The organism is Chitinophaga sp. (assembly GCF_017745275.1).
Classification (GTDB): domain Bacteria; phylum Bacteroidota; class Bacteroidia; order Chitinophagales; family Chitinophagaceae; genus Chitinophaga.
On sequence record NZ_JAGHZS010000007.1, the window covers coordinates 628,521 to 640,310 of the forward strand.

Below are 11,790 nucleotides of genomic sequence, written 5' to 3' on the forward strand. Positions count from 1 at the left end.
AGATAACCGTTTGTGAATGATGGGGATAAGGAAAAAGATTTTTTGAGAGTCCTGTTACCTGGCAGCAGTCACGCTATGGACATGGCGTGACTGCTGTACACCTGCATGTAGCTTTTGCCTTTTAGCTTTCCAGGCAAGCCCTGTTTTCTTCTGCTTCCAGTTGCCGTTGCAGGTCCTTGCTGGTTTGGGAATTACCGTCGTGGCTCCAGCCTGGTGCGTACAACATATACTTCAGCTTATCAGCCAATACATCTGTTTTCTTCATGTCCTGCGCCATGGCGATAAACTCATGGAATATGATATTTACAGGTCCCCTGTTCTCCAGTTCTTTCACCAATCCATATCTTACCTTATCTTCTTCCAGCTCTTCCTGGAAGGTGCCAAACATTCTGTCCCACAGGATCAGCAGCATACCCATATTCTTATCGAGGTAACGTGGATTGCTGGCATGATGCACACGGTGATGAGAAGGGGTTACAAAAATATATTCGATGATGGGGTGCAGTTTACCGATGGTTTGGGTATGTACCAGGTTACCATAAATCTGGGTTACGTAATAAGCCAGTAAAATATGGATGGCGCTAAAACCCAGTAAGCTTAGTGGTACAAAGAAAAACAGGCGGTACATGGGCTCAAATACGCTGGAGCGGAAACCGGTGGTCAGGTTAAAGTATTCGGAAGAGTGGTGTGTTACATGCACTGCCCAGAACAGGCGGATATAGTGGCCGGTAGCGTGCAGCAACCAGTACAGGAAATCCTGCAGCAGGACCAGCACCGTCCAGTAAATAAATACGTTGGGAATAATAAAGAGACGGTAACGGCGGTATACAAAATCCAGCAATAAAAAGGTACCCGATTTCATAACTACGTTTACCAGGAAGTTAACGCTCATCAGGTAAACGGTCGTTAATGTGTCTTTCGATTCATAGTGTTTCTGATCGTGTTTATAACTGAAGTACGATTCGATCAGACTTAAAATAATAATGGTCCCGAACAAATAAAAAATAGCCGAACTCAAAGTTGATTCTGTCATAGGTAATACTTTTCCAAAGAGATACTCTCCCGATTACAGGTTTATTTCGATTATAAGACGATTCCCGCGAAATAAACCCCTATACTACGACTAAAAAAGATTTCCTGCAAGTGCCGGCGGATAAATCCGTGTTTCTACTGGTTTTGCCAGTGTTTTTTTTGAGGTTACTAAACTATTGTTTGCGTATGCGGTGGAACACAATTTCCCGGCGTTGCTCAAATCCCATATGCTGATAGATGCGAATAGCGCGCTCATTGGCCAGGGAAACGTGGAGATAAGACACGATGCCGGCTGCGGCATGATCCTGGCAAAGGCGATTGATTAACCGCTGGGCATATCCCTTTCCGGCATAATCGGTGCGGGTGCAAATAGCGCTTAGCTCTGTGAACCCGGTCAGGCGTATGCGTTCTCCGGCCATGGCTACAAGTTCGCCCTGCTGCCGGATGCCATAATAGTTACCCAGCAAACGGGTGTCTATATTATAGTAGCCTGGCTGCAGGCTGGTGATCAGGTTATACATATCCGTGGCATCTGCTGCTGTCAGGCGGGCAACGGTCACGCCTTCCTCGTCCATCATGGGTGGCATACTGTTTTCCAGCACCATCTGGGCACAGGGCAGTTCATGCTCCACCACCCAGCCTGCCGGCAATGGTGGCAAGTCTCCGATGATAAAAAAAGTTTCGTTGCTGTTCATCCAGGGATCCAGCTCGCTGATATTATCCGACTGAGGGTTGCTGCAGGCGATAAAGGGAACGATACCTGGTTTAAATCGTTTCGCATGTTCCGTTCCGGCTGCAAATGAGGCCTGTACGCTGGTTAACGCCCCCCAGGCGGGATTGTCTAATACGGTTTCCTTCATGGGGCTAATGTAAGTTATTTCATTACATCTGTTTTCATTTTTTTGACAGGCTAACGGGCACCAATATACTTTTCCAGGAAGGTGCCGGTCAGGGAATGTGTTGCTTTCAGTATGGCGGCCGGTGTTCCCTCAAATATCACTTTCCCTCCCTCCCTGCCGGCGCCCGGGCCCATGTCAATGATCCAGTCGGCCTGGCTGATCACATCCAGGTTATGTTCTATTACCACTACGGTGCTGCCCTTGTCCACCAGTTTATTCAGCAACACGATCAGGTTTCCTGCATCCGAGAGGTGTAGCCCGGTGGTGGGCTCGTCCAGTATATAAATGGCATTTCCCGAAGCCATTAGCTCGGTGGCCAGCTTAATGCGCTGCCGTTCTCCGCCGGATAAGGAGTCCAGTGGCTGCCCAAGCGTCAGGTAGGAAAGCCCCACTTCTGCCAGGCGTCTTAATACCGCCTGTATTTCTTCTTCTGAAAAAAAATCCAGTGCTTCCTGTACGTTAAGCCGTAATACTTCGTCCATATTTTTCCCCCTGAACAGGTAACCCAGTACCCTGGGCGTAAACCGGCGGCCACGGCATACTTCACAGGTGGTGATGATGTCATCCATAAAGGCCAGGTCCAGGGAAGTAACGCCCAGCCCTTTACAGGCAGGGCAGGCGCCTTCCGAATTAAAACTAAAGAGCGCCGGGCTGACCTTATTTGCTTTGGCAAAAAGTTGCCGGATGATATCGGAAATTCCCGTATAGGTGGCCGGGTTAGATCTCACAGAGCCTGCCAGCGCATGCTGATTAATACAGATGGCCTCCGGATCCAGGCGGGTAAATACCCCGTTGATAAGGCTGCTCTTTCCGGAACCGGCCACGCCTGTCACTACCGTTAATATCCCTTTCGGAATATCCACGTTTACCTGTTGTAAATTATGCAGGCTGGCATTGCGAACCGGGTAACTATCCGTCCATTTCCTGACCGTTTGTTTTACCTGAACAGGTTTTCGGAGACAGGTACCTGTGAGCGTTCCCGATTGCAGCAATCCCTTTACCGTGCCCTCATACACTACCGTACCACCATGCTTTCCGGCGCCGGGTCCCATGTCGATAATATGATCTGCTTCCAGTATGACGTCGGGATCATGTTCCACCACCAATACCGTGTTGCCTTTATCCCGCAATCGCTGCATGAGTACATTCAGTTGGTGTACATCCCGTGCATGCAGTCCTGTGCTGGGTTCATCAAAGATGTATAACATATCCGCCAGGCTACTGCCCAGGTGACGCACCATTTTTACCCGCTGCGATTCCCCACCGGATAAGCCGGACGTTTCCCGGCTCAGGCTCAGGTAGCCCAGGCCGATTTCCGTTAAATGCGTCAGTCGCTCTGTCATCGCTGCTACCATCGTCACCGCCTGTGGCGCCTTTATGCGGCGTATTTCTTTTACCAGGTCGTTCACCTGCATGGCCGCATATTCCGCGATGTTTTTTCCATGAATAGTAGCACTTAAGATCTTTTTATTGAGTCTTGCGCCCCCGCATTCCGGGCAGGGTCCCTTCATCACCACCCGCTTCAGCGCTGACTGCAACGTTTTTTTATTCTCCTCCGCTTCCTTGCCCAGGAAGCGTTTGGTGAACCGGGGAATTACGCCCTCATACTTTGCGGAAGGCCACCAGCCCGATTTCGGACGAGGTGGCTTAATCTCTTCCTGGTATAACAACAACTCCCATTCCGCTTTGGTGTATTGTGACAGTTTCTTATCGTTATCGAAAAATCCGGACAACACGTAGCGTTTCCATAAAGCGGTATTGACATCAAATGCGGGAAATAAAATGGCGCCTTCATTCAGCGACTTACTACGATCAAATAATTTGTCTTCATCTATTACCGCCACGGTTCCCAACCCCTCGCAAACGGGGCACATGCCTTCCGGGTGGTTAAATGAAAACACATTGGAATAGCCCACAAACGGGGTAGCGATGCGGGAGAAAAGTAGTCGCAATAACGAATAAATATCGGTGATCGTCCCAACAGTAGAACGCGCATTTCCCCTGATGGGCTTCTGGTCCACAATAATAGCAGGACTCAGGTTTTCCATTAAATCCGCATCCGGTTGCCCGTAATGTGGCAGCCGGTGCCGGATAAAACTGCTGAAGGTTTCATTCAACTGCCGCTGTGCTTCTGCCGCAATCGTATCAAATACCAGTGAAGATTTCCCCGAACCGGACACACCGGTTAATACCACGATCTGCCGTTTTGGAATAGTGATGTCGATATTCTTCAGGTTATTTTCCCTGGCGCCTTTGATGACAATCAAATTAGTGGAGTGATGCTTCATACAGGAAATAATTAAATAGTTAACAAAGTTAATGATTAACTTTGTTAACAAATAGCAATGATAATGCCTAATACCGCCGATCAACTGGAACAAGCCTATACGAACCTGCAATGCCTCATCATTGCACAGGTAAACAGGTTCAGCACCGAAAAATTAACCGCCACCCAGTACCTGTTGCTGGATTACCTCATCCGTTGTGGCGCATCCACCACAGGGCAGCTCGCCAAACAATTCCATATCTCTGCTCCCGCCGTATCCCGCCATATAAAAAAACTGGTGCAGGATGGATTGATTGTACAGGAAAGAGACCTGGAAGATCGTCGCAGTGCCTTTAATGATGCCACACCTAAAGGAGTAAAGCTGGTAAATGAAGCCAAAAAACTCCGGAAAAATATGACGCGTCAGTTACAACAAATCCTTTCCGAACGCGATCAGGCCACCTTTATACGGCTGTGTAACCTGATCAAAACTTACCTCCACCCGGACGAATAACCCCTTTTTTAATATCTTATGGAAACGTTAAACGTGTAGCCCTCCTACCGCAAAACACGTACCTTCGCCCTACCAAAACACCCACCTATTTACCTCCCTCACCGCTGTTATGCATAGCAGTCCACTGTTCGTATTGAATGACTTAAAAAATATAAAATATGAAACGACTGGAGAACAAAGTCGCCCTGATTACCGGCGGCGCAGGAAGCATCGGACAAACAACAGCTAAATTATTTATCGAAGAAGGGGCTAAAGTAATACTGGTAGACCTCGATGAAATTGCTCTTAAAAAAGCAGCTACTGACCTCGGCAGCAACGCCGCCTATGTGGTGGCCAACGTCACCATCGCAGCAGACGTAGAAAGATATGCCAAAGAAGCCATTAAAAAATTCGGTAAAATTGATATCTTCTTTAATAACGCTGGTATTGAAGGCGTTGTAAAACCAATTATAGATTTCCCGGAAGATGTATTTGATAAAGTAATCGCCGTTAACGTAAAAGGCGTTTTCCTCGGCTGTAAATATGTATTGCCACAGATGAACGACGGCGGCAGCATGATCATCACCTCTTCTGTAGCGGGTTTAACCGCCTCTCCTAACTTTATCGCCTATACGACCAGTAAACATGCTACCCTGGGTATCATGAAAACCGCCGCACTGGAAGCCGCTCCCCGGAAAATCAGGGTCAACACCATACATCCGTCACCGGTAGACAACCGCATGATGCGCTCTATTGAGGAAGGATATGAACCAGGCAAAGGGGAAGATGTAAAGAAAGCATTTGCTGCCAGCATTCCATTAGGAAGATATGCCACGCCGCTTGAAATCAGTAAGCTGGCGCTTTTCCTGGGATCTGACGACAGCCAGTTTATCACCGGCGCACAATATGTAATTGATGGTGGTCAAACCACGAAATAAGATAGTTTATAGCCGATCCAATGATGCAGGCGACTTCCCCTGAAAAGGAAGTCGCTTTTTTTATCGCTCATCGTTATTTATTTTTTTGGGGAGACAGATCCATGATTTCTATCTTCCTGAAATCAACCGGTTGACCCTCGCTCTGTAAGGCAATAAACCCTTCTGATAATAACTTTCCGTCTATCTTAATTTTCGGATCATAATTATTGACTACACCACCACCAATCTGCGGTTTGGAATATTGCAAAACCGTATCGCCATTAATAATATGCGTTACGAGCGAATCACCCAACACAATCAATTCACCCCGTACCCATTGCTCGCCTTCATATGTTTTAGAAGTAGACTCCAGGCAATGCAGGGGCTCCAGCTGCCCTTTATACACCACGTTGGTTCCCGGGGAACACATATTACCCGTGGGCCTGGGCTTGCCATCTCCTAAACCACCCAGTAACTGCATTTCCACAGAAATCGGCCAGTCCTGCTCCTTCGGCATGGTACGCGGATCCTGCGAGTGGAACATCACGCCACTGTTCAGCAACGTATACTCGGGTGCGGTAGGGCACCATTTTCCCACAAAACGATACTCAAACCTGAGGTGATAATGAGAAAACGGCTGCTTGTAATAGAGATGCGCAAACTGCTCGTTAAAATCTCCGTATTCATCATACCGCACTTTGATAATACCATCTTCCACACGGAAAGTATGCCCAAAGTTATCTCCCACTTCATGGTGGTGAATTTTTACAATCCAGTCGTTCATATCTTTCCCATTGAAAAGGGACACCCATTTGCCTTTTTTATCTTGCCCGGGGCTGTCTTTTGTCGCTGCGTGAAAACACGACATCGCGCCGGTACAAAGCGTCAGCGCCAGCATCATACCTGGAAAACAATACTTCTTCATAGAAATCTGCAGTTATAAGGTTGAATCAGCGTACAAAATAACTTTTTAATGCAAAGAATGAAAGGGTTTATTTATTCCTATATTTGATGCCGTTTAAACTGGAATATATTAATGAATAAGCTGGTAGCATTAACGGCGATTGGTTTGTTATTATCCCTCACCGTACACGCGCAGGAGATCAATGATAACTTACGGCAACAACATTTAAATACGCGCGGCCCTGTTACGGCAAAAGACTGGCAACTCCGCGGAGCTGTTAAATCCATAAAAGAATGTAACTATGGCTACGATGACAAAGGTCAGGACATTCCTACATTTTACTGCACAGAAATGGAATTCAGCCGTTCAGGATTATTACGTAAACGCGGCTACTACAGCAGCAAAGAAAAAAACACACCGGATAGCCGCTACTACTATTCCAACAACCGGTTAGACAGCATCACCGGCTTTCAAAAAAAAGTATATCACTATGATACAGATGGCCGTTTGCAAAAAATCAGCAGCTATGGCTTGCAGGATCAAAACAGGCAAACAGTGATCACCGAAGAAACTTTTGGGTACAATAAAAAAGGGATGATTGTCAGCAATACGCAAAACTCCCTGACCGACAACACCGTTACCCAATATACCTATGCGTATAATAAAAGTGGTAACATGACGGAACAACATATGGTCAGCCCCACGGTCGATATCCTCTACCAGAACGAATTCGATAACAAAGGGCTGCTATTTAAAACCCGTATCATCTATGCTAAAACGCCGGAGCAAAACAACTTCAGCACTATAGAGCTGAACCCACAGGGCGATATTTCCGCGATGACCAGCAGCAGCCTGAAAACGGCTACCGTGCGTACTTATGAGTATGAATATGATGCACAGGGCAACTGGTTAAAACAAGCCGTTAAGCAAAACGACAAACCGCAATACGCTGCATTTCGTACTATTACTTACTACCTGCAGGGCAACGATGTGCTCACCACTACTGCTACGAATATGCCGGTAATAAAAGCACCACTGCTGCCGGCAGAAGTTATAGACTCCTTTGTAGCAGCCCTTGATCAGCAACGTTTTAACCAGGCTTATAACTATTGTACCGGCGGCCGCTGGGGTACCCTGGCCCAATTCTCCAACACCTACGCCTACGGCGGTATTACAGCGGCACGACTGTTGAAAATGGAGCCAGCACCTTCGCTCATTGGTCAAACTACCGTACCTATTACCGCCACCATGTACGTGGAAGATCCTACTAATGGTAGCGGCACCTTCGTACAGCAATTCCAGTTACAGAAAAAAGGAGATGACTGGAAAATCGCCGGGATTAAACTTATCAGCAGCACCCGTGCGGTAGATAACTGGAACCTGAACATGGCGCCGCCGGCCGACCTGACGGAAGCACAGGTATTACGCCTGTCCAAAGCTGTATACGATACCGTTTCTATGGACTCCCCTGTAGGAGATGAAAATGACCGCATGGAGCGGCACCTCGATACACTACGCTTTTTCAGGGATGATAAAACAATGTATTGCCTCGCTGTTTTTGCCACCCAGGGACCACAATACGGCGCCTCCACCGGCTGGTGCGACATTTTAGTATTCAGCAAAACTTCCGATAAATGGAAGCTGCAAACTTTCCTCCTGAATGCAGGCGGTGGCGGCATGTATGGCTACTCCGGCCATTTTGCCAAACTATTACGCATAGGAGATGAACACCTGGCAATTGTGCTGGAAGGAGGGTTAACCCATATGGGTGAAAACCGATCCTGGGCCGACCTGGTGGCCTTACACCAGGGCAAACTGACACCACTCACCCATATCGATACCGACTATGAATATGATAATGGCAGTGGTGAAGATCATATCCGGTGCTTCGAAACCAAATTCCGATTTGAGAAAAATGGCAAACGGATATATGACCTGCTATTGGAACAATACAATTGCAATAAAAAAGCTCCGCTGAAAAAACTTGTCATACCGTACAATAACGGGTACAAGGTCCCCGACCTGGAGTAGCTTTTAGCCATTAGGTTTTAGCTTTTAGCTTTTAGTAAATGCAGCGGAGCTGATCATATGTTGGTCTTCGCTGCATTTACTAAAAGCTAATGGCTAAAAGCTCTCCTACACCGATTTCCCGTTTTTATAATATTCATGCTGAATACCTTCCAGCAAGTCTTGTGTATCAATGGGCCGGTCTTCCGACAGGGCACGAATAGAGGCTGACTGTACAATATTCAGGATAGACGCGCCGGTGAGTTCATATTTGCGGGCCAGTTCCTGCAGGCTGATATCTTCACTCCACGGGATATTGGCCGGCATGGTATTATTCCACAGCACAAGGCTTTCCTGTTCATTAGGCGGATTGAAAGGTACAACGGTTTGAAACCGGCGAATGAAAGCCTGGTCCATGTTGTTACGGAAATTTGTTGCCAGGATTACCAGTCCCGGATGTTCTTCAATTTTCTGCAGCAGGTAAGACACTTCCTGGTTAGCGAAACGGTCGTGCGCTGATTGTACATTGGTACGCTTACCGAATAAAGCATCTGCCTCATCAAAAAACAGGATCCAGTCTTCTGCCCTGTCAAAAATCTGTTGCAGGTTTTTTTCCGTTTCGCCGATATACTTAGATACCACCAGCGATAAATCGATCCGGTATACATCCAATCCAAACTGCTTTCCGAGCAGGCTGGCAGTTAATGTTTTTCCCGTACCGGGCGGGCCGTAGAAAAGCGCCCGGTAACCAGGTTTGGTTCTTCTGCCCAGGTTGGCATCTGACGAAATCCGGTTGTTAAACTGCAACCAATGGCGAATCATTTTCAACTCACGCTCCGTTTGGCGGGATATCACCACATCGTTCCATTCCATTTTTGTTTCGAGTAAAGTAGCGGGGAAATTGGAGCCAAAAGAAGGGCGCCATTTTCTACCCGTCAGGAATTCTGCCAGTCGTGATTGCGATAATAGCAGCCGTCCGCTCATTTCAGGTTCACCTTCCCGTATATCCTCCAACGTGATGATGCCGGACTGGAAAATGGTGGGGCGTTCAATAGTGCTGCCGTTTACCCGGCCGCCATATACTTCTCCTTTCAGCCAGGAAGTATAGTGCAGGCGCATATCCATATTCATGCCCGCCAGCAGAAACAGGGCTGTTTCACCGGTAGGAATGATACCGCGGTAATTACCTCCCTTTACGCCGCCAAACTCCGGGAAATCCCCTCCTTTAGGCAGGTATTGTCGGATCAACGGCGTAAAGAGGTCGGGATGTACATGCGGAGAGATAGCCAGCATCAGTATAATATATTCTTCCACGGAGAGATGATGATCGATTACATAACGCGCCAGCGGAGAGTCGTCGTCTGTTAATTCGAAAGGCGGCTGCTCAAACTCTTCTTTGCGGCCGAAGTAATGATCCAGCCGGGCAGCAGCTACGTTCATCAGCACTGACATAGAGGTAGCCAGAAAAGACTGTCCCTCTACGCCGGGAATATTCATTTCAGGTGTTTCCGCTGGTACGGTGGCTGTTTCTTTTTTCTTCCAATACATACAACAATATTTTCAGGGTCATTAAGGTTTACAGTCGGCGTCCTTGGTGCCAACGCAATCCACTGCTTTGTAATTGGCAGCATCCATTTTCTCCATATATTCGGCCACCTTCTGCTGATACTTCTCGCCTGCCTCTATATACTTTTCCGTAGACTGCCCGATGGCGCCCGTAAATGAAGGCACTTTATGTTTAGCCAGGTAGCCTAGTACAAAAGTGCCATGACTACCTTCGTGGAAGCGCAGGCTGGTATGGCCACTCTTTTTATCTTTTTTGGTAGTACCGCGTCCATATATGGAAGTAGACTTAGGATCTGCCTCCGGGTCATACACTGTTTGAATGGTAATTTCCAGGGTAGCTTTCCCTATAATTTTAGATATCTTATCGTTTTTAGTTTCGTAGGCGGGTGAACTGGCTGCAGAGGAAATATTAGTCACTGCTGATTTCCCTGGGGGTACCGGACCCGGGATATCCGGCAAAATAATCACCTTTACGGAACCTACCGAACCGGTAGCACTTACTACATCGCCGGCAGCATCAGTGTCTGTTTTCATCTTCTTAGGTACCGGCGTTGAAATATTAGGTACATCTTTTTTCTGCACCACTTCCAATTCCTGTCCCTGTTGCTGCACTACATGCGTGAGTTCATGTGCCAGCAACCATTTACCATCCCGGGTTCCCGGATTATATTTGTCTTTGTTGAAATAAATTTCACCCCCGTAAGTAAATGCCTGTGCCTGTAGCTCTGCGGCTGCAGCCTGCGCTTCCGGACCGGTATGAATACGCACGTTACCAAAATCATATCCGAAGCTATGAGACATTTCTGTGACGGTACCCGCCGGTAACGTTTGCCCGTTTCCGTTAGTCTGCCGAACGACTTTGCCGCTATTATTCGTGTTGGCATTCCCTGTCAGCCCTTTTGTGCCTGCAGTGGCGCCAGCGCCTTCTTTCCTGGATATATGCGGATCTGCCGACCGATGTACTACGCTATCGGCCATTTTATCGGCTTCCTGTTCCTGCGTATCACCGGGTTTGCTGACTGTTAGTTTGGTTTGAGGCTTTGCCCCCGGAGGAAAGAAGGTAGGATGACTCTCCCCTGTTTCCTGCGATGGTTCTGCCTGGATGAATTGCTGCACCGGCCTTCCTTCGCCTTTGTTCTTTTTTCGGCGCAGTTGTTTTTTTACAGCCATGGTATTATTGTTTAGAGAGATGTTGTATTTCTTTTTTCACGAAATAATCGGCCGGCTGCCCAATGTCTTCCCGCATGGCCAGCAGCAACCGCTCCCGGGCTAATGTAACGCTATCAGCAAACACCCCGTCAGTAGCTGCTGCTTCCTGTAACTCGCGGAATGCTTTGATCACTTTGGCAGACGCCATGAGCAACATCTGCGCTTCCAACTCACCGATGTTTAGTTTTACTCTTACATCTGTCTCTGGTTCCAGGTCATCTACTATTTCCTGCCAGCTTTCCAGGCATCTTTCGTATAGGCCTACCCGGTGGCTGAACTGTTTTCCTTTCAGGATTTTATCCCCGTGGTTGCTGATGGCGTTACTAAGAATGAACGCACAAATCACAGCAACTGCTGCAAAAATGACTACCGCCGCCCGGGTAGCGGGCTCCAGGCCCAGTTGTTCCTGCCGGAGGAGCAGGTATCCCTGCCACACTACCCAAATCATTACAGTAAGTGTCAGTAAGGCCAGTAACATTTGAATGAAGCTTCGCATA

General features: G+C 47.7%; 10 protein-coding genes. 3 read left to right on the forward strand and 7 right to left on the reverse strand.

Going from position 1 to position 11,790, the window contains the following annotated elements:
- Positions 1-121: 121 nt before the first annotated feature.
- The 3 genes from J7623_RS22160 to J7623_RS22170 all read right to left on the reverse strand — a co-directional run bounded on the left by J7623_RS22160 (position 122) and on the right by J7623_RS22170 (position 4,219).
- The gene (locus J7623_RS22160) at positions 122-1,033 is read right to left on the reverse strand and encodes a sterol desaturase family protein (protein WP_291924495.1); all 912 of its coding nucleotides are present in this window, start codon (positions 1,031-1,033) and stop codon (positions 122-124) included.
- A 172-nt stretch (positions 1,034-1,205) separates the two neighbouring features.
- Positions 1,206-1,892 (reverse strand): GNAT family N-acetyltransferase, encoded by a 687-nt coding sequence (locus J7623_RS22165; protein WP_291924497.1) that lies wholly within the window; start codon positions 1,890-1,892, stop codon positions 1,206-1,208.
- Between the two features lie 50 nt (positions 1,893-1,942).
- Complete coding sequence (locus tag J7623_RS22170) at positions 1,943-4,219, reverse strand: excinuclease ABC subunit UvrA (protein ID WP_291924499.1); 2,277 nt, start codon at positions 4,217-4,219, stop codon at positions 1,943-1,945.
- Positions 4,220-4,282: 63 nt separating this feature from the next.
- Here J7623_RS22170 and J7623_RS22175 point away from each other — a divergent pair, with 63 nt between their 5' ends.
- Together J7623_RS22175 and J7623_RS22180 are read left to right on the forward strand one after the other, a co-directional pair.
- Positions 4,283-4,711 carry a MarR family transcriptional regulator gene (locus J7623_RS22175; RefSeq protein ID WP_291924501.1) on the forward strand — a complete coding sequence of 143 codons (429 nt, stop codon included), beginning with the start codon at positions 4,283-4,285 and terminating at the stop codon, positions 4,709-4,711.
- Between the two features lie 158 nt (positions 4,712-4,869).
- Positions 4,870-5,628: an SDR family NAD(P)-dependent oxidoreductase gene (locus J7623_RS22180; RefSeq protein WP_291924503.1), complete on the forward strand. Its 759-nt coding sequence runs from the start codon at positions 4,870-4,872 to the stop codon at positions 5,626-5,628.
- Between the two features lie 73 nt (positions 5,629-5,701).
- Here J7623_RS22180 and J7623_RS22185 read toward each other — a convergent pair whose 3' ends face one another.
- On the reverse strand, positions 5,702-6,532 hold the full coding sequence (locus tag J7623_RS22185; protein ID WP_291924505.1) for a DUF1080 domain-containing protein: 831 nt from the start codon (positions 6,530-6,532) through the stop codon (positions 5,702-5,704).
- A 111-nt stretch (positions 6,533-6,643) separates the two neighbouring features.
- On the opposite strand from J7623_RS22185, the gene J7623_RS22190 reads away from it, so the two are divergent.
- Positions 6,644-8,542 (forward strand): hypothetical protein, encoded by a 1,899-nt coding sequence (locus tag J7623_RS22190; RefSeq protein WP_291924507.1) that lies wholly within the window; start codon positions 6,644-6,646, stop codon positions 8,540-8,542.
- A gap of 105 nt (positions 8,543-8,647) precedes the next feature.
- On the opposite strand, the gene J7623_RS22195 is transcribed toward J7623_RS22190, so the two are convergent.
- From J7623_RS22195 to J7623_RS22205, 3 genes are read right to left on the reverse strand one after another with little or no spacing between them, the layout of a single operon-like run.
- On the reverse strand, positions 8,648-10,066 hold the full coding sequence (locus J7623_RS22195; RefSeq protein ID WP_291924509.1) for an ATP-binding protein: 1,419 nt from the start codon (positions 10,064-10,066) through the stop codon (positions 8,648-8,650).
- Between the two features lie 21 nt (positions 10,067-10,087).
- The gene (locus J7623_RS22200) at positions 10,088-11,254 is read right to left on the reverse strand and encodes a DUF4157 domain-containing protein (protein ID WP_291924511.1); all 1,167 of its coding nucleotides are present in this window, start codon (positions 11,252-11,254) and stop codon (positions 10,088-10,090) included.
- 4 nt (positions 11,255-11,258) lie between these two features.
- Positions 11,259-11,789 carry a hypothetical protein gene (locus J7623_RS22205; protein WP_291924513.1) on the reverse strand — a complete coding sequence of 177 codons (531 nt, stop codon included), beginning with the start codon at positions 11,787-11,789 and terminating at the stop codon, positions 11,259-11,261.
- Position 11,790 lies beyond the last annotated feature (1 nt).

What these genes read in the sequence shown, in the direction of transcription:
- J7623_RS22190 (WP_291924507.1), top strand. Translation starts at nt 6,644, where the DNA reads ATGAATAAGCTGGTAGCATTAACGGCGATTGGTTTGTTATTATCCCTC.
- J7623_RS22160 (WP_291924495.1), bottom strand. Translation starts at nt 1,033, where the DNA reads ATGACAGAATCAACTTTGAGTTCGGCTATTTTTTATTTGTTCGGGACC.
- J7623_RS22195 (WP_291924509.1), bottom strand. Translation starts at nt 10,066, where the DNA reads ATGTATTGGAAGAAAAAAGAAACAGCCACCGTACCAGCGGAAACACCT.
- J7623_RS22175 (WP_291924501.1), top strand. Translation starts at nt 4,283, where the DNA reads ATGCCTAATACCGCCGATCAACTGGAACAAGCCTATACGAACCTGCAA.
- J7623_RS22180 (WP_291924503.1), top strand. Translation starts at nt 4,870, where the DNA reads ATGAAACGACTGGAGAACAAAGTCGCCCTGATTACCGGCGGCGCAGGA.
- J7623_RS22165 (WP_291924497.1), bottom strand. Translation starts at nt 1,892, where the DNA reads ATGAAGGAAACCGTATTAGACAATCCCGCCTGGGGGGCGTTAACCAGC.
- J7623_RS22185 (WP_291924505.1), bottom strand. Translation starts at nt 6,532, where the DNA reads ATGAAGAAGTATTGTTTTCCAGGTATGATGCTGGCGCTGACGCTTTGT.
- J7623_RS22200 (WP_291924511.1), bottom strand. Translation starts at nt 11,254, where the DNA reads ATGGCTGTAAAAAAACAACTGCGCCGAAAAAAGAACAAAGGCGAAGGA.
- J7623_RS22205 (WP_291924513.1), bottom strand. Translation starts at nt 11,789, where the DNA reads ATGCGAAGCTTCATTCAAATGTTACTGGCCTTACTGACACTTACTGTA.
- J7623_RS22170 (WP_291924499.1), bottom strand. Translation starts at nt 4,219, where the DNA reads ATGAAGCATCACTCCACTAATTTGATTGTCATCAAAGGCGCCAGGGAA.